Source organism: Celeribacter ethanolicus, assembly GCF_002407265.1.
GTDB classification, from domain to species: Bacteria; Pseudomonadota; Alphaproteobacteria; order Rhodobacterales; family Rhodobacteraceae; genus Celeribacter; species Celeribacter ethanolicus.
Genome location: NZ_CP022196.1, coordinates 242,134 through 261,126 on the forward strand (window position 1 = coordinate 242,134; position 18,993 = coordinate 261,126).

Annotated in this window: 17 protein-coding genes; 12 read left to right on the top strand and 5 right to left on the bottom strand. The window is 63.8% G+C overall.

The features are described from left to right. Both CEW89_RS01085 and CEW89_RS01090 read right to left on the bottom strand, forming a co-directional pair. Positions 1–1,032 (bottom strand): branched-chain amino acid ABC transporter permease, encoded by a 1,032-nt coding sequence (locus CEW89_RS01085; protein WP_096804585.1) that lies wholly within the window; start codon positions 1,030–1,032, stop codon positions 1–3. A gap of 198 nt (positions 1,033–1,230) precedes the next feature. After that, positions 1,231–2,571, bottom strand: coding sequence for a substrate-binding protein (locus CEW89_RS01090; protein ID WP_096804586.1), 1,341 nt, complete (start codon positions 2,569–2,571; stop codon positions 1,231–1,233). Between the two features lie 465 nt (positions 2,572–3,036). Here CEW89_RS01090 and CEW89_RS01095 point away from each other — a divergent pair, with 465 nt between their 5' ends. Further along, on the top strand, positions 3,037–4,380 hold the full coding sequence (locus tag CEW89_RS01095) for a helix-turn-helix transcriptional regulator (protein ID WP_096804587.1): 1,344 nt from the start codon (positions 3,037–3,039) through the stop codon (positions 4,378–4,380). Between the two features lie 3 nt (positions 4,381–4,383). On the opposite strand, the gene CEW89_RS01100 is transcribed toward CEW89_RS01095, so the two are convergent. Beyond that, positions 4,384–4,839, bottom strand: coding sequence for a hypothetical protein (locus CEW89_RS01100; RefSeq protein ID WP_096804588.1), 456 nt, complete (start codon positions 4,837–4,839; stop codon positions 4,384–4,386). 138 nt (positions 4,840–4,977) lie between these two features. On the opposite strand from CEW89_RS01100, the gene CEW89_RS01105 reads away from it, so the two are divergent. From CEW89_RS01105 to CEW89_RS01150, 10 genes are all read left to right on the top strand, one after another. Further along, a complete protein-coding gene (locus CEW89_RS01105) occupies positions 4,978–5,376 on the top strand; it encodes a response regulator transcription factor (protein ID WP_096804589.1) in 399 nt (132 codons plus the stop codon). After that, the gene (locus CEW89_RS01110) at positions 5,369–5,671 is read left to right on the top strand and encodes a hypothetical protein (RefSeq protein ID WP_198403477.1); all 303 of its coding nucleotides are present in this window, start codon (positions 5,369–5,371) and stop codon (positions 5,669–5,671) included. Before CEW89_RS01105 ends, CEW89_RS01110 begins: the two co-directional genes overlap by 8 nt. Further along, positions 5,672–8,365, top strand: coding sequence for an ATP-binding protein (locus CEW89_RS01115; protein WP_096804590.1), 2,694 nt, complete (start codon positions 5,672–5,674; stop codon positions 8,363–8,365). A gap of 108 nt (positions 8,366–8,473) precedes the next feature. Next, positions 8,474–9,637, top strand: a complete 1,164-nt coding sequence (locus CEW89_RS01120) for a flagellar motor switch protein FliM (RefSeq protein ID WP_096804591.1) — start codon at positions 8,474–8,476, stop codon at positions 9,635–9,637. A 153-nt stretch (positions 9,638–9,790) separates the two neighbouring features. Then, positions 9,791–10,126, top strand: a complete 336-nt coding sequence (locus CEW89_RS01125; protein ID WP_096804592.1) for a TraR/DksA family transcriptional regulator — start codon at positions 9,791–9,793, stop codon at positions 10,124–10,126. A 106-nt stretch (positions 10,127–10,232) separates the two neighbouring features. Then, positions 10,233–10,430: a hypothetical protein gene (locus tag CEW89_RS01130; protein ID WP_096804593.1), complete on the top strand. Its 198-nt coding sequence runs from the start codon at positions 10,233–10,235 to the stop codon at positions 10,428–10,430. A 36-nt stretch (positions 10,431–10,466) separates the two neighbouring features. Beyond that, the gene (locus CEW89_RS01135; RefSeq protein WP_066706518.1) at positions 10,467–10,673 is read left to right on the top strand and encodes a hypothetical protein; all 207 of its coding nucleotides are present in this window, start codon (positions 10,467–10,469) and stop codon (positions 10,671–10,673) included. A gap of 217 nt (positions 10,674–10,890) precedes the next feature. Next, a complete protein-coding gene (locus CEW89_RS01140; RefSeq protein WP_096804594.1) occupies positions 10,891–13,005 on the top strand; it encodes an enoyl-CoA hydratase-related protein in 2,115 nt (704 codons plus the stop codon). Positions 13,006–13,466: 461 nt separating this feature from the next. Beyond that, positions 13,467–14,441: a molybdopterin-binding domain-containing protein gene (locus CEW89_RS01145; protein WP_096804595.1), complete on the top strand. Its 975-nt coding sequence runs from the start codon at positions 13,467–13,469 to the stop codon at positions 14,439–14,441. Positions 14,442–14,626: 185 nt separating this feature from the next. Continuing rightward, a complete protein-coding gene (locus CEW89_RS01150) occupies positions 14,627–16,315 on the top strand; it encodes a putative transporter (protein ID WP_096804596.1) in 1,689 nt (562 codons plus the stop codon). A gap of 76 nt (positions 16,316–16,391) precedes the next feature. Here the strand turns inward: CEW89_RS01150 and infC are convergent, their stop codons facing one another. Further along, positions 16,392–17,033: a translation initiation factor IF-3 gene (gene infC / locus CEW89_RS01155; RefSeq protein ID WP_338012192.1), complete on the bottom strand. Its 642-nt coding sequence runs from the start codon at positions 17,031–17,033 to the stop codon at positions 16,392–16,394. A gap of 118 nt (positions 17,034–17,151) precedes the next feature. On the opposite strand from infC, the gene CEW89_RS01160 reads away from it, so the two are divergent. After that, positions 17,152–17,883 (top strand): translation initiation factor 3, encoded by a 732-nt coding sequence (locus CEW89_RS01160; RefSeq protein WP_096804597.1) that lies wholly within the window; start codon positions 17,152–17,154, stop codon positions 17,881–17,883. Positions 17,884–18,053: 170 nt separating this feature from the next. Here CEW89_RS01160 and CEW89_RS01165 read toward each other — a convergent pair whose 3' ends face one another. Further along, the gene (locus CEW89_RS01165; RefSeq protein ID WP_096807086.1) at positions 18,054–18,902 is read right to left on the bottom strand and encodes a ferredoxin--NADP reductase; all 849 of its coding nucleotides are present in this window, start codon (positions 18,900–18,902) and stop codon (positions 18,054–18,056) included. Positions 18,903–18,993: the final 91 nt, after the last annotated feature.

Sequence of the window (18,993 nt, forward strand, 5' to 3'; positions counted from 1 at the left end):
TTACTCCTCCATCACGCCTTTGCGCCCCATCAGCCCGCGCGGACGGGTCAGCAGGATGACGATGGCGACGACATAGATGATGATCTGGTCGATGCCGGGGATGATGTCCTTAATCCAGTTCATCGAGGCGAAGCTCTCAAGGATGCCCAAGAGGAAGCCTGCGGCGACCGCGCCCGGAAGCGACCCCATGCCGCCGACGACCACGACGACGAAGCTCAACACGAGAAAATCCATGCCCATGTGATAGTTGGGCGACAGGATCGGGGCGTACATCACGCCCGCGACGCCCGCCACAGCGGCAGCGAGGCCGAACATGAGGGTGAAACGCCGGTCGATGTTGATGCCCAGAAGGCCGACGGTCTCGCGATCCGCCATGCCGGCGCGCACGACCATGCCGAAGGTGGTGAATTGCAGGAAGGAAAACACCGCGCCGATGACCACGGCGGCGAAGCCGAAATAGATCAGACGCCAATAGGGGTAGATGATCATGTTCGGATCGAACCCCAGAAGCGCGCCGAAATCGAAGCTGCCTTTGAACGCATCGGGGGCGGGGGTGGAGATCGGGTTGGCGCCGTAGACATACTTGATCACCTCTTGCAACACGATGGCGAGGCCGAAGGTGACGAGGATCTGATCGGCGTGGGGGCGTTTGTAGAAATGCTTGATCAGCCCGCGCTCCATGATGAAGCCGACGGCGATCATGATCGGGATCGAGAACAGGATCGCCAGAGGCACCGACCAGTCGATCAGCGCATGGCCGAAATCGGGGCCGAACCACGCTTCGACATAGGGAGTTTTGACCTTGAGCGGGTTGCCGAGGAAATCGGTGCGCGTGGGGTCGACGGTCTCGAATGACAAGTTCAAAAGACGCGACAGCGTCACGGCGCAGAAGGCCCCGATCATGAAGAGCGCGCCATGGGCGAAATTCACCACGCCCAGAGTGCCGAAAATCAGGGTCAGCCCCAGCGCGATGAGCGCATAGGCCGAGCCCTTGTCCAGCCCGTTGAGCAATTGCAAGAGGATGGTTTCCATGGACGTGCCGTCCTTCCCTGTGTCCTGTGTGGGTCCCCGGCGGGCAAAGCTTTCCCGATCCCGCGCGCGGGCTGGGAGGCGGAAGGCCCGCAGCTTTTATGAGGGGGGTGGGGGCTGCCGCTTTGCGGTTCAGCCCCCAGTGAGGTGGCCAGTGAGCTGGCCTGTGAAGTGGGGATTGATCCCCGTGCGCGGAACGGTTTAACCCGCGTTGCACTCACCCAGAGCGCCGCCCGCGAACATCGGGTGATCCGGCGCATAGGTGACCTGAGCGGCGGGGGTGATCTCGACCACTTCCAGAAGGTCGAATTCAGAGGTCGGGTTCTCCTTGCCGCGCACCACGAGCACGTCTTTGAAGCACTGGTGATCCTCGGCGCGATAGAGCGTCGGGCCGTTGCCCAGACCGTCGAACTCGAAGCCTTCGAGCGCTTCGGCCACGGCACAGGGGTTGAACGATCCGGCGCGGGCGACGGCATCGGCGTACAAGAGCGTCTGGACGTAGCAGGTATGCGCGGCCTGCGACGGCGGGAAGCCGTATTTCGTGCCGAAGCTTTTGACAAAGGCCTTCGAGCCCTCATCGGTCAAAGACCAGTGCCAGTTGGTGGAGCCAAGGATGCCCTTGATGTTCTCGCCAGCCCCGCGCGCCATCAGGCGCGAGAACAGCGGCACGACGATCTCGAATTGCTTGCCGTTGACCATCTTGTCGCGCAGGCCGAACTGCACGGCATTGGTCAGCGAGTTCACCATGTCGCCGCCGTAGTGGTTGAGGATCAGCACATCGGCGTCGGTTTGCAACACCGGCGTGATGTAGGAGGAGAAATCCCCCGCGCCGAGCGGAGTGCGAACTTTGTTCACAGTCTGCCAGCCAAGCGCCTCGGTGGCCGCCGCGATGCTCTCCTCCTGCGTCCAGCCCCAAGTGTAATCGGCGGTCAGGTGATAGGCTTTGCGATCCGTGCCGTAGCGCGCCGCAAGAACCGGGGCGAGCGCTGCGCCGGACATATAGGCGTTGAAGAAGTGACGGAACCCGTTGGCTTTCTTGTCCTTGCCGGTGGTGTCGTTCGAATGCGTCAGGCCGGCCATGAAGATCACGCCCGCTTCCTGACACAGACCCTGCACGGCAACGGCCACGCCCGAAGACGAGCCGCCGGTGATCATCACCGCGCCGTCTTTCTCGATCATGGATTTCGCCGAGGCGCGCGCCGCGTCGGATTTGGTCTGGGTGTCACCGGTGACATAGTCGACCTTCTTGCCGAGGATGCCGTTGCCCTCAAGCGCCTTGGAGCTGAAGGTGTTCAGCATACCACCGTCGCCCTCGCCATTCAGATGTTCGACCGCGAGCTGATAGGCGCGCAGCTCGTCGGCACCCTCGTCGGCATAGGGGCCGGATTGCGGCACGTTGAACCCGAGCGTCACTGTGCCGCCCATCGGTTCGTTGGTAAAGGCATAGGCGCTGGAGGTGAACATCGTCGGCAGCGCGAGACCCGCGCCCGCCACGGCGCCGGATTTCAAAACGCGGCGGCGCGTCAGATCGGTTTTGGTCATTGAAAACTCCTCCCTGAGTTTTTTGCCCGAGGTTTTTGGGCCCGAGCTTAATGGCCTGAGTGTTTCGGATATGATGTGGCCTGGTTTTTGCTGGCCTTGTCCGGTGATCGGCGCATCGCCCGGAGGTCCTCCCCGATCACCGGGCGATGCACGAAACCCGTTTTCTGGTCCGTGGTTTGCGGACGGCACCCGGCGCAGCGGGCATGTAAACGGGATGGGGGTATTATTGAGGGTGGATCGAAAACCGGGCAACAAGTGGCTTGGAAACAATGATTTTTTTGTTAAGGATTACACAATGCATTTGCATACAATGTAAAAGCGTTTTCCCGCAGGCGCAGAAGGACAATGTTTGCGGGCGCGGAAACGATCTGAAATCGCGACGAGATTTCATGTTGCAGGTGAAAATGCCGGAGATGGGTTTCATCGCGGGTTAACCGAGATGACAGCGGCAGTTCGGGAGGGATTATGCCACGCACAGCGCTGACAGGCACACGTATTCGCGAAAGGCGCACGCTTGAGGGGCTGAAACAGGCCGATCTGGCGCGCACGGTGGGCATCTCGCCCGCATATCTCAACCTGATCGAACACAACCGGCGCAGAATCGGCGGCAAGCTTCTGGTCGATCTGGCGCGTGCGCTGGGGGTTGAGCCGTCGGTTCTGACCGAAGGGGCGGATTTGCCCTTGATGGAGGGGTTGCAGGACGCGGCGAGCAATGCGGTTTTACGAGCGCGGCCGGGGCGACGTGCGGCGGCGGAACCGGAGGCGGAACGAGCCGAGGAATTCGCCGGGCGGTTTCCCGGCTGGGCCGAACTGGTGGTGGCGCAGCGCGACCGGATCACCGCACTGGAGCGGCGGATCGAGGCGCTGAACGACCGCTTGGCACATGACCCGTTTCTCTCCGACAGCCTGCATGAGGTGCTCTCGACCGTGACGGCGATCCGTTCGACGGCAGGGATTCTGAATGGCATGGGCGAGATCGACCCGGACTGGCAGGCGCGGTTTCACCGCAACCTCTATGAGGACAGCCAGCGCCTTGCGCAGGGCTCGCAGGCGCTGGTGTCCTATCTCGACAGCGTCGGGCAATCGGAGGATACGCTGAGTTCGCCGCTCGAAGAGGTCGAGGCCTGGCTCGCGGCACGGGATTTCGCCCTGCCGGAGCTGGAGCGCGGTATGATGCCGGAGCTGACCGGCGAGGGCGGGCTGCGCTCGGCTCCGGCGCGGCAACTGGCGCGCAAATGGGTGCTCAGGGCGCGGGCGGAGGCGGAGAAAATGCCGCTGTCGATGGTCGAGGCGCTGATCTCGGAGCATGGCCCGGACCCGGCGGCGCTGGCGCAACTCGCGGGAGTAGATTTGGCCGCGGCGATGCGGCGTCTGGCGAGCCTTCCGGCGTTCGAGAACCGGGTGCCGACCGGGCTTGCGATCTGCGACGGCTCGGGGGCGCTGACTTACCGCAAACCGCTGGACGGGTTCGCGCCGCCGCGTTTCGGGGCGGCCTGTCCGCTCTGGCCGCTCTATCAGGCGCTTCTGCGCCCGATGGTGCCGATCCGCCGGGTGGTCGAGCAACAGGGCCAGCCCGCGCGGCGCTTCCTGGCTTATGCCATCGCCCAGCCGCAGCGCGCTGAGAGCTTCGAAGCTCCCGAGGTGGTGGAGGCGACGATGCTGTTCATCCCGCTCGACCGTCTCGACGTCACCCCGCGCGAGGCGGAGGTCTTGGGCGTCGGCACATCCTGTCGGGTCTGCGCCCGAATGAACTGCCCGGCGCGGCGCGAGCCTTCGATGGTCCTGGAGGAGCCGGAGGAGGGGCTGTGAGCCTCAGGAGCGGGGCGGGTTCGGTGGGACGAGAAAGCGCGACACAAGACTGTCGGTGATCAGCGCAAGCGACAGCACAAGGGTCGCCTTGCCACTGAAAAGCAGGATGTCAAGGGCGTCGGCATCTTCGTCGTAAAGACGGGTGTTGCGCAAAGCCTCTGTTCCGACCGAGGTGACCGCAATGCAGATCAGGCCCAAGGCGATGATATGGAGGAGGATTTCGATGAGCGTGAGCCGTTTGCCGGACCGGAAAATCCGGACAAGCAAGGGCAGGATAAAGAAGAGGGGAAACGCCAGATACTCGTCCTGACCCGCCATTGAGCCGGTGCTGTCTTTGAAATACGCGATCGTTCCATTGGAGCGGATGTGGGAGACAAGGCTGTCCACGCCGAGCATGCTCCCGAGCATGAGGCCACCCATCAAAAGAAACGCGGAAGAGAGCAAGGGGCGCAGGATCATGGCTGGACCATCCCGCGCAGAACGGGGCGCGTCAAGCGAGATGTAAACTCCGAAATGGCGCGTGAATTATCAAATTTTTGACAGAGACGCGACAAATCGCCATAAGGTGCGACACGCGAGGGGGAGAAGAGGGCAATCATGGGCAAGCGCGTGCTCCTGATCGAGGACGAACCGAACATCATCGAAGCGATCCGGTTTATCCTGTCGCGCGATGGCTGGACGGTAGAGACCCATGCCGATGGGGCAACGGCCGTGGAGGCCGTGGGGCGCAAGCGTCCGGATGTGGTGATCCTTGATGTGATGCTGCCCAACAAATCCGGTTTCGACATCCTGCGCGACCTGCGCGCGGATGCCGACCATGCCACCCGTCCGATCCTCATGCTCACCGCGCGCGGCCAGAAAAAGGACCGCGACATGGCGGAAGCTGCGGGCGTGTCGTATTTCATGACCAAGCCGTTTTCCAATTCCGAGATGCTCGAAACCGTGCGCCGTCTGGCGGGCACCTCTGATGAAGCCTCCGGTGAGGGGCATGGCTGAGCGGCGCGGGCCGCTTTATCTTGCGCGGGCGTCTTACCGGCGGCGACGGCTGATTGATGCGCTGCGCCTCTTGCCGTTTCTGATGTTCGGGCTCTGGCTTTTGCCGCTTCTCTGGGGCGGCGAGGGTACGGACCAGCCGGTCGGCGCGGGGGCGCGAGCCTTTCTGCATGTCTTCGTGGTCTGGGCGCTGGGGCTTGTGGCGGCGGCTTTGCTCACCCGACGGCTATCGCAGGGCGAGGCCGCGGCGGAGCGTGTGGCGGCGCAGAAAGGCCCGGATGCGGAGGGCGGGCGCTAGATGCTGCGGTTCAACATTCTCGTCCTCGCCTGTCTGAGCTATGCGACGCTTTTGTTCGTTGTGGCCTTCTGGGCCGAGAAACGCGCCGAAGCGGGGCGTTTGGGCTGGCTGCGCTCGCCGATGATCTACACGCTGTCGCTGTCGATCTATTGCACCGCATGGACGTTTTACGGCGCGGTGGGCTATGCGGTGCGCTCGGGGCTCGAATTCGTCACCATCTATCTCGGCCCGTCGCTGATGATGATCGGCTGGTGGTGGATCCTGCGCAAACTGGTGCGGATCGGGCGGGTGCAGCGGATCACCTCGGTCGCCGACCTGATTTCCTCGCGCTACGGCAAGTCGACCACCTTGGGCGTGCTGGTGACGCTTTTGGCTGTCATTGGCACGACGCCTTATATTGCGCTCCAGTTGCAATCCGTGGCGCTGTCTTTTGCGGTGTTCGGGGTCAATGACCCGTCTGGCGCGGTGCTTCCGGACCTCGACAAGACGGCGCTCTGGGTGGCGGTCGGGCTGGCGGTGTTCACGGCGCTGTTCGGCACGCGCAATCTCGACGCCAACGAGCGCCACCACGGGGTGGTTACGGCCATTGCGCTCGAGGCGGTGGTGAAATTCCTGGCCCTCGTGGCGGTCGGGGCCTTTGTGGTCTGGGGCTTGGGCGACGGGATCGGCGATCTGATGGCGAAGATCGACGCCTCGCCGGTGGCGCAGCATCCGATCCAGGGCACGCGCTGGATCGCGCTCACCATGTTGTCGGCGGCGGCGCTTTTGACCCTGCCGCGGATGTTTCAGGTGCTGGTGGTGGAGAATTCGGACGAAAGCCACCTGTTCACCGCCGGCTGGGCCTTTCCGCTCTATCTCTTCGGCATGTCGCTTTTCGTGATCCCGATCGCGGTGGTGGGGCTCGAGGTGCTGCCCGCAGGCTCGAACCCCGACATGTTCGTCCTCACCCTGCCGCTCCATGCCGATCACCGGCTGCTGGCGACGCTGTCCTTTCTCGGCGGGTTCTCCTCGGCCACCTCCATGGTGATCGTGGCGGCCATCGCGCTTTCGACCATGGTGTCGAACCACATCGTCATGCCGATCTGGCTCTCGGCGCAGGGCAAGGGCGGTGCGACCGTGTCGGGCGATGTGCGCCGCGTCGTGCTCTATGCCCGCCGCCTGTCGATCTTTGGCGTTCTGGTGCTGGGCTATCTCTATTTCCATTTCTCCGGCGGCTCGGAGGCGCTGGCCTCCATCGGCATGATTTCCTTTACCGGCGTGGCGCAGGTTCTGCCTGCGATGCTGGGGGGCATCTTCTGGCGGGGGGCGACCCGACGGGGCGCGATCCTTGGCGTTGTCACCGGTTTCGTCGTCTGGGCCTACACCATGTTCCTGCCGTCCTTCGGCGCGGCTGCCGGGTTCACGCCCGGGCTTCTGGAACACGGGCCGCTTGGCCTCAGCCTTTTGCGTCCGCAGGCGCTGTTCGGGGTCACCGGGGTCGACCCGGTGGTGCATGCGGTGAGCTGGTCTCTGGCGCTCAACACGCTGCTGTTTCTGCTGGGCTCGCTGTTCTCCTTCCCGCGGCCCGTCGAACGTTTGCAAGGCGCGCAATTCGTCAATGTCTTCGAGCATTCCGGCTCGACGCGCAGTTGGTCGCATGGCTTTGCCGAGGCGGAGGATTTGCTGGTCATGGCGCAGCGTATCCTCGGCCCGTCTGAGGCGCAGGCGCTGTTTCAATCCGAGGCGCTCGCGCAGGGCAAGGAGGGCTATCTGCCCGACACCACGCCAGAATTCATCGAGCGGCTGGAGCGCGAGCTGGCGGGCTCCGTGGGGGCGGCCACGGCCCATGCGATGCTGGGCCAGATCGCGGGGGGCGTGGTCGTCTCCGTCGAGGACCTGATGGCCGTGGCCGATGAGACGGCGCAGATGATGGAATATTCCTCACAGCTTGAGCTGAAATCCGAAGAACTGAGCCGCACCGCGCGCAAGCTCCGGGAGGCCAACGAGAAACTGACCGCGCTGTCGATCCAGAAGGACGCCTTCCTGAGCCAGATCAGCCACGAGCTGCGCACGCCGATGACCTCGATCCGGGCGTTCTCCGAAATCCTGCGGGATGGGGGCGCTGCGGGCGATCTCGATGCGGCAAGCCTTGAGCGGTTCTCGACGATCATCCATGATGAGGCTCAGCGGCTGACCCGTCTGCTCGACGATCTTCTCGATCTGTCGGTGCTGGAAAACGGGCAGGTAAGCCTAAACTGGGCGCGTGACAATCTTCACGACGTGATTTCCAGGGCGGTGAACGCCAGTGCGGAGGGCCGCGCGATGACGATCCGGCGCAACGAGATCGCAGAACATATTGCGATTGAAACCGACCCGGACCGGCTTGCGCAGGTGTTCATCAACCTGATCGCCAATGCCCGCAAATATTGCGATGCGCCGACCCCGGAACTTCGGATCGAGACGCGGCGGCTGAGCGACGACCGCCTCCAGATCGACTTTATCGACAACGGTTCGGGCATTCCCAAGGACAAGCAGACGGTGATTTTCGAGAAATTCTCCCGCCTCACCGATCACGCCAAGGCGGGCGGTGCGGGGCTTGGCCTTGCGATCTGCCGCGAGATCGTCGCCAATCTCGGCGGCACCATCGCCTATTTGCCGGGGCAAGGGGGAGCTGCGTTCCGCATCACCCTGCCACGGGTGCGTGCGCGCGGCTAAGTCGGAGGATTGGCGGAAAAAATCCGTCCGGCTTCAATGATTTGTTTACTTTGAGCATGGAAAAAGGACGGGAGAGTCCGAGCGAGTTGAGCGAGATCGTCCGTCCCCATGTCCGATGCCGACATCATTTCTGCGATGCGCCGCAAGGCGGGCGTGGGTCGCCCGCCGCCGGACGTCCAACCCTTGTCGCCCGCCAAGGCACTTCGGATCGCGGCGGCCAAGGCGGCGGAGGACACCATCGGGCTGGTGCTTCAGGTGCTTGAGGTCAGCGAGGAGAAAAGCGCGATTTCCCGCCTGCCGGGGGAGGTGCCCGAACATGCGCTCCTGTCTTTGCTCGAAGGGCCGCAGAATGCCTACGGGCTGGCGATTTTCGACCGCAACACGGTCGCGGCCATTGTCGAACAGCAGACGGCGGGGCGGGTCCTGTCGCTCGCGCCGGAGGTACGCCCGCCGACCGCCACCGATTCCGTCATGTGTGCGCCGCTCTGCGACCGGATGCTGCGGCTCTTTGAGGCGCAATTGGCCGAGTTGCCCGATCCGCCTGCGGTGGCGGGCTATCACACCGCCGCCCAGTTGCGCGAGGCGCGTTCCATCGCCATCGCCTTTGACGACGTGCCTTACCGGCTCTACCGGCTGAAACTGCTTTTGGGCCGCGAGGGCCGTGAGGGGGAGATTCTTTTGATCTTTCCGCATATGCCGGTTGCCAGCGGTCCGGCACAGGGCCATGGCCACGATTTCGGCGCGGCCTTTCAGGAGGCGGTGATGAGGACGGAGGCGCGGCTCGACACGGTGTTGCACCGGGTGTCCCTGACGCTCTCCGATGTGGCGGGGCTTCAGGAGGGGATGATGATCCCGATCCCGCGTGAGACGCTGTCGCGTGTCGAATTGCGCGCGGGGGAGCGGTTGATCAGCCGCGCACGGCTCGGCCAGATCAACGGCAAACGCGCGCTTCGGGTGGTGCTTGCGACCGAGGATGACGATGCGCTCGAAGCGGAACTGTCCTCGAGCGGCGGCTTCGACATGGCAGCACTTGGCGGGGAGGGTTTTCCGGCGCTGTCCGGCGGCATGCAGGGAGAGATGGGGATGGAAGGGGAACTGCCCGCGCTCGGTGACCTTCCGGCGATGGGCGAGCTTCCCCCGCTTGGCGATCTCCCGCCCCTGGAGGATATGGCGGGGGATTCAGTGGGCGGTTTTCCGGCGGTGGACGGTCTGCCGCCGCTCGGCGACGGTGAGGGCTTTCCGGCGATGGGGGAACTTCCGGCTCTGGAATGAGCCGCCGGGCGCATGGGCCGCGGGGCCGCTTGCCTGAGCTTGCGCGAGACGGCATGATCCGGTTTCGCGCGGGGAAACCGTGATTTCTGTTGATGTGAATCAAGGCCTGCGTGACGCTTTTGGAGGATGCTCGTTGTCCAAGGAGGAGCCGCGATGATCGACCTTGTTCAAAGAAAAGCGCAATTGCTGGAGCGCAAAACCGAGCTGACCCGGCGTCTCGAAGAGATCGACGCCGAGTTGGATGAGCATCAGTCGAAGGACTGGGAGGAACTGGCCACCGAACGCGAAGGCGACGAGGTGCTCGAAGGCATGGGGGCGCAGGGCAAGGCGGAGATCGTGATGATCAACGCGGCGCTCGAACGCATCGACGAGGGCGAATACGGCTATTGCGCCGTCTGCGGCGATGAAATCAGCGCCGAACGTCTGGATGTGCTCCCTTATACGCCGATGTGCCGCGACTGTGCCGCGCGGGTGGCGAAGCCGCATTGAAAAGGGCCGGTTGGGGCGTTTGGGAATAGGCTGCAAAGCAAGGCAGGAAACTCAGACAAGACAAGTCGGCCGGGAGAGCGATGGGACATGGATCAGGGAGGTTGAAATGACCCGTGTGACGAAGACCGAAGAAGAAATCGACAAGATCGTCGACGATCTGGTGAAGAATGAGGACACCGCCAACGCCTTGAAGGAAAAGCTGCATGACAGCTTCGAGGCCCAGGAGGCCCAGTTCCTCCATGAGGTGTCCGATCCGGCGGACGACGACGATGCGGATGATATGTGGGACAATATGCCGGTCTGATCCGGTTTGCGTGTCACGGGATGAAAGGATAGGGCCATGGCCTTTGAAGCGCTGAAAGCACAGGTCTACATGATCCTCGACGAGATCGCCGCCCGTCCGGCGGATCGCCACATCCTGCAGGAAAACCTGCGTGAGAAACTGGCCGAACTGTCGGCGCTCGGTCTGCCGCTGCCGGAGGATCTGGTACGGCTGGAGGCCGAGTTGGAAGACCGCTCCGCCGACGATCTCTATCCCAAGGGCTGAAATCCCGAAGTGATGCGGGTTTTGCACCCGGGGCCGGGCCGGAAATCCGCGGTCTGAGGGTCTGTCGTCTTGCCAAGGCGGAGGTGTCGCCGCATGATGTGGAAAACCTGTGGATAACTTGCGCGTGGGCCTTTCGGGTGCTTTGAAAGGCGCGAATGCGGGGCAAGTCGCAGGGTGGGGCAAGTCGCAGGGTGGGGCAGGTTGTGCGGGGGCGCGGATGAGTGAGGCTGTGGGGCAGGCGCGAAAATACATGACGGAAGCGACGCAGGGCCGAGGGCCGGAGGGTGTCGCGACGCCGCTTGTGCAGATCCGCCGGGAGGGGCGGCTTGCGCTCCTGTGCCTCTCGTCGCCGCCGGTCAACACGTTGACGCCTGAGCTGCGCCGTGCCCTGCTTGCGGCGTTTGAGGCGGCGGAGAGCACCCCGGAAGTGCAGGCCATTGTGTTGATGGCGGAGGGCACGTCGTTCTGCACCGGGTTTCCGGCGGATACTCTGGCGGCGGAGGAGCCTGCGCCCAGTCTCAACACAGTTTGCGACCGGATTGAAGCCTGCCCGAAACCGGTGATCGCGGCACTGCATGGCAGTACGCTGGAGGCGGGTTTCGCGCTTGCGCTGGCGGCGCATTATCGGGTGATCGGGCGCCGCTCCCGCCTCGGTGCGCCGGAGATCACTCTGGGGGTGGTGCCCACGGGCGGGGTGACACAGCGCCTGCCGCGGCTGGTCGGACCGGGTGTGGCACTCGAAATCCTGCTCTCCGGGCGGCCGGTGCCCGCGCCTCAGGCGCTCAAGCTGGGGCTGGTCGATGAGATGGCCGACAGCAAAAGCCCCGCCGAGGCGGCAATCGCCCTGGCTGAGCGGTTTCTGGCCGGAGAGCGCGGGCCGCGTCCGACGCGGGCGATTGCGCGGGGGCTCCGGGACGGCGAGGCCTACATGAAGGAGATCGCGGCACGGCGCGCGGAAATCAAGGGCGCACGGATCGCGGCGCCGGCGCGGATCGTCGATTGCGTCGAGGCGGCGCTGATCCTGCCGTTCGAGGCCGGAGTGGCGCGCGAAAGCGTGGCGCGGGCCGATTGTTTCGACAGCGAAGAGGCCAAGGCGCTGCGCCATGCCTATTTCTCCGAACGCCGTGCGGCGCGGCTCGATGGTGTCGAGGGGCTGCGCCCGGCGGAGATCGGGGAGCTCGGCCTCGTGGGCACCGGGTCTCTGGCGCTGGGCATCGCGATCACGGCGCTCGATCACGGGCTCAAGGTGCGCCTTCTGGGCAGTGCCGCCGATCAATTGGTGGTGGCGGAACAGCGGATCACCACGGCCTATACCCGCGCCGAGCAACAGGGGCAGATCACCGCCGAGGTGCGGCGGGAACGGTTGGCGCAGTTCACCGCGACGACGCGCACGGACAGCCTGTCGGGGGCGGGGCTTGTGATCGAGGCGAGCGCGGCCTCGACAGAGGCGCGGGCGCGGCTTCTGGCCCGGCTCGAGGAGTTCCTGCCGGAAGATTGCGTGCTGGCGACCGTGGCGGATCACGGCTTTGCGCAGATGGCGCGCGATCTGGCTCATCCGGAGCGTTTTCTCGGGTTGCATTTCTGTGCGCCGTCGCAGGCGATCCGCGTCGTCGAACTGGCCTTGCGGGATGACGTGTCGAAGCAGGCGCTGGTGACGGCGCATGGCTTTGTGAAGCGGCTGGGCAAGGTTCCGGTGACGTTGCGTGCCCGCGACGGGCTGATCGCCAATCGGGTGCAGGAGGCGGTCTGGGCAGCGGTGGATGTGCTTTTGCTCATGGGCGTGCGCCCGGCGCGAATCGACCGGGTGATGCGCGAGTACGGCTTTCCGGCGGGGCCCTGCGAGACCATGGATGCGCTGGGACTCGATCATATGCGCGGCGCGGTGGCGCAGTTTTTCGCCACCGAGGGCCGCCGGGGCAAAGAAGCCGGGCAGGGATTCTACGATTACGCCAGCGGGCAGGGGCCCGATGACACGGTGGCGGAGGCGATCCTTGCCGATCTGCGCGCCCAGGGCGGTGTGCCCGAACTCGAACTCAGCGACCGCGATATTTCCGAACGCCTTCTTTTGGCGGCGGCCAACGCAGGCGCGCGGCTGTTGCAGGCGGGCGTGGTGATGCGCCCGGTGGACATCGACGTGGTGATGATGCTCGCCAAGGGCTATCCGCGTTATCACGGCGGGCCGATGAAGGCGGCGGATCTGATGGGGATTTTTCAGGCGGAAAAACGTCTGAAAAGTTTTGCGGCTGCGGCGCCGGACATCTGGGAGCCTGCGACACTTTGGCATGAATTGTCCAAGAATGGGGACAATTTCGAGAAGTTGAATCTTCTCTGAGGCTTGCCACATAGGTTTTTAAGTTTTTTTCGCGGATTTTCGCGATTTTTTCGACCGGGACTTCCCCGATGTTTTCTGCATTTTTCCCAAGAAAATGCGGGTTTTCGCTGCGTCTGCACAGGCGTCAATACCAGAGTGAAATACCCTGTTGATCGAGATCAAGGTTCCGAGTCGCCCGCTCCCTTAGACAGGTACTCGAGCGCAGGACCTGTTCGTCAGCAGTCAGACACAGCCTCCTGCATTCCTCCCGCGGACTCTCCTTCCGATCGTCCGTGCCGTATCCTGCCTTTTGTGCGTGGGCAGAATACTACACTGGCGCTGCAGGGTTTGCGTTTCTCCTGCGGCGCCTCTTTTTTTCTGCGGATCGAATTTATGCGGCCCTGTTGACAGGCGGTTTACCTTGTCATGGCATGAGGGTAACGGCTCCGGTGAAAGACGACCATGCGCAAGGACGACAGATCATGATGTTCGGACCACGTCCACTCGCGGCGGCCAAGGGCACGCGCCTCGGGCGCGATACCGTGCTGCCCTCGGGCATGGTGTTGCCGCGTGGCACGGTCATCGGACCGTCGGAGATCGCGGCATTGACCATGGCTGGTCTGCGCGAGGTGATCTGTGCCGAGCTGGACCCCCATGACATCGTCGCCGATGACGCGCTCTTGCGACTTGTGGAGGCGCTGGTGCCGCATGAGGCGGATGCGGGACTCCGGCGCGGCAGGCCTTCGGGGGGGCGGCTGGTTTTGACCGCCACGGTCACGGGGGTGGTCGGGCTCGACACCGAGGGGCTGAGACGGATGAACCGGGTGGACCCGGGGCTCTCGATTGCCACCGTGTCGCAGTTTCAGAGGGTTCAGGCGGGGGAGAGGGTGGCCGTACTGCGCGCCCTGCCGCTGGCGCTGCGCCGCTCCGCCCTGTCGCGGGTGCTTGCGGAGGGGGAGGGCATGATCCGGCTCCGACCGGTTCTGGCGGAGAAGGTGACGCTGATCCAGACGGTGGTGGGCGCGGCGCCGGACAGCCGGGGCGAGGGCGCGATCCGGGCAAGGCTCGCGCGGCTCGGGTTGCGGTTGACGGAAAGCCTGATCGTGGCGCATCGTGCCGATGCACTGGCGGAGACGTTGTTGTCCGCCCATGGCGAGGTGGTTCTGATCCTGCCCGCGCGCCCGACCGCCGATCTGCTCGACGTTGGCCCTCTGGCGGTGACGCAGGCGGGCGGGGTGATCACGCGCTTCGGCCTTCCGGTGGCGCCGGGGGCGGAGATGTTCGCGGGTGGCCTTGGGGCTGTGCCGATCCTCGGCCTGCCGGGGGCGATGCGTGACACGGCGGAGAACGGGGCGGATCGGGTGCTCGACCGGCTCCTGTGTGGCGTCAGCATTTCCGATGACGATTTGGCCGATCTTGGGGTCGGCGGGTTACAGTCGGGCCCGAATGCGGTCTAAGGGCAAGATTCTTCTTGCAAGGTCCTTTCGCATTTGCAGAAAATTGAAACATGTCAGGTACAGACAGGGGCACGCGACCCAGGAGCACGGCAGGGAGGTTCTGATCCGCCCCATGATAGGCCACGAGATTTGACCCCCTGACACTTTCTGAGGCCTGCCTCGAAATTCCCAAGGAAAGCAAGACCATGGCCCTTTCTCTTCCTCTTTCAGACATTGCCGTCACGACCCTCGCCCTGACGCTTGCGGGCGCCTTCGGGTTGTTGTTCGGCAAATTGCAGATCCGCAAGATCGGCCTCGGCATTGGCGGTGTGCTGTTCTCCGGCATCCTCGTCGGACATCTGGCCTCGCGCGCCGGGATCGAATTCGACGGCGAGGTGATGCATTTCGTGCGCGAACTTGGCCTGATCCTGTTCGTTTACACGATCGGTATTCAGGTCGGGCCGAGTTTTTTCTCGTCCTTCGCCAAATCCGGTCTCAAGTTCAACCTCGCGGCCATCGCCATCGTTCTGGGCGGGGTCGCGGTGACGCTGGCGATCTGGGCGATCACCGATCTGCCGCTGCCGGTGCTCGTCGGGGTGATGTCCGGGGCGGTGACCAACACGCCGGGGCTGGGGGCGGCGCAACAGGTGCTGGGCGATGCCGGTTTTCCGGCCTCCGAAGTGGCGAATTCGGGCATGGGCTATGCCATGGCCTATCCCTTCGGCATCCTCGGCATCCTGACGGCGATGTTCGTGATCCGGGCGCTGTTCCGCATCGTGGTCGCCGATGAGGAAGCCGCCTACAAGGCCGAGACCCGCAGCGGCGAAGAGGCCTTGCCCTCGATCAACGTCGAGGTGATGAACGCCAATCTCGACGGGTTGCGCTTGGGCGATGTGCCGGATCTGTTCGATCAGGGCGTGGTGGCCTCGCGGATGAAGAAGGCGGGTGAGCTGGTGGTGCCGACGCGGGACGTGATCGTACATGTCGGCGACTGCCTGCACCTCGTCGGGCCGAAGGACAAATTGCTGGCAATGAAGCTCATTCTGGGCCGCGAGATCGACGCGGCCCTGACCACCAAGGGCACCAAGCTGACATGGACGCGGCTCGTGGTGACCAAGGAGCGGGTGCTGGGCAAGTCGCTGCGTGAGCTTGCCTTTCTCGAAGGCCACGGGGTGACCGTGTCGCGGATCAACCGTGCGGGGGTCGAACTTCCGGCGCAGGCCTCCTCGACGCTCGCCTTCGGCGATATCGTCACCGTGGTGGGGGCGCAGGCGGATATCGACGCGGTCGCAAGTCAGCTCGGCAACGAGAACGCCCGGTTGCAGGAGGTGCAGTTCCCGGCCTTGTTCTTCGGCATCGCCTTGGGCGTGCTTCTGGGCTCGATTCCGCTGGCCGTGCCGGGGCTTCCGGCACCTCTGAAGCTCGGGCTTGCGGGTGGGCCGTTGATGGCGGCGATCCTTCTGGGCCGCCTCGGGCACTGGGGCCCGTTCACCTGGTACATGCCGCCCGCCGCCAACCATGCGCTGCGCGAATTCGGCATCGTGCTGTTCCTCGCCGTGGTGGGGATCGTCGCGGGTGACCGGTTCTTCGAGACGCTTTTGCATGGTGACGGTTTGCTCTGGATGGGCTACGGCATCCTGATCACCGTCCTGCCGCTCCTGCTCGTGGGCATCCTTGCGCGCATCTTTGGCAAGTTCAATTACCTGAGCCTCTGCGGCGTGCTCGCGGGCTCGATGACTGATCCGCCGGCTTTGGCCTTCGCCGTTTCGATGAGTCCGACGGGGGCGGCCTCGGTGGCCTATGTCTCGGTCTATCCGCTGGTGATGTTCCTGCGCATCCTCGTGCCGCAGATCCTCGTCCTCGTGCTGGCGGGGATCGGCGCGGGGGCGTTCTGAGCGAAAAGAAAAACCCCCGGCCTTGGGTCGGGGGTCGTTTCGGAGTGTGATCTCGGTTTCCGGCCTGTGAGGCGGATCAGCCTTTTGAGGGAAGCGGGCCGATCATCATGATCATCTGACGGCCTTCCATCTTGGGCATGTTCTCGATCTTGCCGATTTCCTTGACGTCCTCGGCGACGCGTTCGAGAAGCTGGCGACCCAGATCCTGGTGCGCCATTTCGCGACCACGGAAGCGCAGGGTGACTTTCACCTTGTCGCCGTTCTCGAGGAACTTGATCACGTTGCGCATCTTGACTTCATAGTCATGCACGTCGGTGCCGGGGCGGAATTTGACTTCCTTGATCTCGATGATCTTCTGCTTCTTGCGGGCTTCGGATTCCCGCTTCTGCTGTTCGTATTTGAACTTGCCGAAGTCCATGATCTTGCAGACCGGGGGCGTGGCGTTCGGGGAGATTTCCACGAGGTCGAGCCCGGCTTCGATCGCCAGATCGAGGGCCTTGGCGGGCGTGATGACACCAATATTCTCGCCCTCTGCACCGATCAGTCGGATTTCCGGCGCACGGATGCGTTCGTTGATACGCGGTCCGGTGTCACGGGTCGGCGGGGCGTTATGCGGTCTGCGGGCTATGGTCGGCTCCTGTTCGTCGTTGCATGTGTTTCGCGGGAAAATAGGGCGTATCGCCTCTGCTTTCAACCCGCATTCGGCGGCTTCCCGCACAAGGGAGGCCTCAGGGGAAAATCCGCTCGACAGGCCCCTTTCATTTCGCCATGTGCCATGCCATATCCGCGCTGTTCGGGGGGGAAACACCCCGCAAGTATTTGTGAGGAAGACTGACATGACCAAACGTATTCTGACCGGCGCTCTCGTGGCCAGCCTCGCGCTGACGCTCGCGGCCTGTAAAGAGGAAGAGAAAGCCGCGGAAACCACGACGGAAACCACCTCCGTGATCGAACAGGCTTCCGAAGCTGCCTCCGACGCGGTCGATGCCGTGTCCGAGTCCGCCGAAGAAGTGGCCGCCGAGGCGACCGAGACCGCAACCGAGGCTGCCGAAGCCGCGTCCGAGGCCGCTTCTGACGCCGTCGAAGCTGCGACCGACGCCGCAGCCGCCGCAGGCGAAGGCGCTGTAGAGGCCGCAAGCGACGCCGCCGAAACTGCCGTCGATGCCGCGACGGATGCCGCCGACGCCGCAACTGAGGCCACGGAAGCCGCTGCCGAAGCCGCAACCGACACCGCTTCTGACGCCGCCGCCGTGGCCGCCGACACCGCCGAAGCCGCGACCGATGTCGCTGCCGACGCAGCCGCCGATGCGATGGAAGCCGCCTCCGATGCCGCCGACGCCGCGACCGATGCCGTGGTCGATGCCGACCCGTCCTTCGATCTCGCCACCGCTGCCGAAGTTCTGACCGTCGACGGGTTCGATCTCGAGAAAGCCACGGATCTGGTGAACGCCTCCTCGCTGTCCGACGAAGCGAAAGCCACTGTCATCACCTCCATGGAACAGGCCGCCGACAACCCGGCGATCCTTGGCGCGATCCTCGACAAAACCAAAACCCTTCTGGGCATGTAATTATCGCTGAGTAAGAGCGAGCAGTTGAGGCCGCGCGGGGGACACCTCGCGCGGCCTTTTTATGTTTCGCCTTTCAGGCTGTCGTCCTTCCGGGTTTTCCGATGGTGGAAATACTCAAAAGAAAACCCCGCCAAAGCGGGGTTTCTCATATTCGGGAATGGGCGTGCGGGTCAGTCCACAAAGGCCTTCTCTACGACATATTCCTTGGGTTCGGAATTGGCCCCTTCGCGCAGCCCGAAGCCGTCGAGAATGGCCATGATGTCCTTGTTGAACGCCAGGTTTCCACAGACCATGCCGCGATCGGTTTCCGGGTTCATCGGCGCGATACCCAGATCCTCGAACACCTTGCCGGAGGACAGGTTGTCGGTGACGCGGCCCATATGGTGGAACTCTTCGCGGGTCGTGGTCGGGTAATAGCGCAGCTTGCCCTGTTCGATCTCCGACAAAATCTCGTCCGACTTGATGTGCTCGACCAGTTGCCGCCCGTATTCCAGTTCCGAGACCTCGCGACAGGTGTGCATCAGGATCACCTCGTCGTATTTCTCATAAACTTCCGGCTCGCGCATCAGCGAGGCAAAGGGCGCAATGCCGGTGCCGGTCGCGAAGAACCAGAGGCGTTTTCCGGGCAGGAGCGCATCCACCACCAGAGTGCCGACGGGTTTCGGGCGCAGGATAATCTGATCGCCGGGCTCGATGTGTTGCAAACGCGAGGTCAGCGGGCCATCGGGCACCTTGATCGAGTAGAATTCCAGATGCTCTTCCCAGCTTGGCGAGGCAATGGAATAGGCGCGCAGCAGCGGTTTCTGCTTGCCGGTTTTCGGGTCCGGATCGTTCATCAGCCCGATCATCACGAATTCGCCGGAACGGAAGCGCAAGGTCTGGGGCCGCTCCACCTTGAAGGAGAACAGCCGGTCGTTCCAGTGGTGCACCTCAAGAACGGTGGCGGCATCGGGCAGGGTGGGCACGGGTTTGGTTTTTACGTCGGTCACTTGCATCAGCTCGTCGGTCAGCTCGGTCATTTGGGTCTCGCGCCATTTAAAGGGGGGATGCAGATGCATCTTTGATCCACATCATGTGTTGCGCGCAGGGTCTCGTCCCTTTTGGACTGTT

What these genes read in the sequence shown, in the direction of transcription:
- CEW89_RS01085 (WP_096804585.1), bottom strand. Translation starts at nt 1,032, where the DNA reads ATGGAAACCATCCTCTTGCAATTGCTCAACGGGCTGGACAAGGGCTCG.
- CEW89_RS01090 (WP_096804586.1), bottom strand. Translation starts at nt 2,571, where the DNA reads ATGACCAAAACCGATCTGACGCGCCGCCGCGTTTTGAAATCCGGCGCC.
- CEW89_RS01095 (WP_096804587.1), top strand. Translation starts at nt 3,037, where the DNA reads ATGCCACGCACAGCGCTGACAGGCACACGTATTCGCGAAAGGCGCACG.
- CEW89_RS01100 (WP_096804588.1), bottom strand. Translation starts at nt 4,839, where the DNA reads ATGATCCTGCGCCCCTTGCTCTCTTCCGCGTTTCTTTTGATGGGTGGC.
- CEW89_RS01105 (WP_096804589.1), top strand. Translation starts at nt 4,978, where the DNA reads ATGGGCAAGCGCGTGCTCCTGATCGAGGACGAACCGAACATCATCGAA.
- CEW89_RS01110 (WP_198403477.1), top strand. Translation starts at nt 5,369, where the DNA reads ATGGCTGAGCGGCGCGGGCCGCTTTATCTTGCGCGGGCGTCTTACCGG.
- CEW89_RS01115 (WP_096804590.1), top strand. Translation starts at nt 5,672, where the DNA reads ATGCTGCGGTTCAACATTCTCGTCCTCGCCTGTCTGAGCTATGCGACG.
- CEW89_RS01120 (WP_096804591.1), top strand. Translation starts at nt 8,474, where the DNA reads ATGTCCGATGCCGACATCATTTCTGCGATGCGCCGCAAGGCGGGCGTG.
- CEW89_RS01125 (WP_096804592.1), top strand. Translation starts at nt 9,791, where the DNA reads ATGATCGACCTTGTTCAAAGAAAAGCGCAATTGCTGGAGCGCAAAACC.
- CEW89_RS01130 (WP_096804593.1), top strand. Translation starts at nt 10,233, where the DNA reads ATGACCCGTGTGACGAAGACCGAAGAAGAAATCGACAAGATCGTCGAC.
- CEW89_RS01135 (WP_066706518.1), top strand. Translation starts at nt 10,467, where the DNA reads ATGGCCTTTGAAGCGCTGAAAGCACAGGTCTACATGATCCTCGACGAG.
- CEW89_RS01140 (WP_096804594.1), top strand. Translation starts at nt 10,891, where the DNA reads ATGAGTGAGGCTGTGGGGCAGGCGCGAAAATACATGACGGAAGCGACG.
- CEW89_RS01145 (WP_096804595.1), top strand. Translation starts at nt 13,467, where the DNA reads ATGATGTTCGGACCACGTCCACTCGCGGCGGCCAAGGGCACGCGCCTC.
- CEW89_RS01150 (WP_096804596.1), top strand. Translation starts at nt 14,627, where the DNA reads ATGGCCCTTTCTCTTCCTCTTTCAGACATTGCCGTCACGACCCTCGCC.
- CEW89_RS01160 (WP_096804597.1), top strand. Translation starts at nt 17,152, where the DNA reads ATGACCAAACGTATTCTGACCGGCGCTCTCGTGGCCAGCCTCGCGCTG.
- CEW89_RS01165 (WP_096807086.1), bottom strand. Translation starts at nt 18,902, where the DNA reads ATGACCGAGCTGACCGACGAGCTGATGCAAGTGACCGACGTAAAAACC.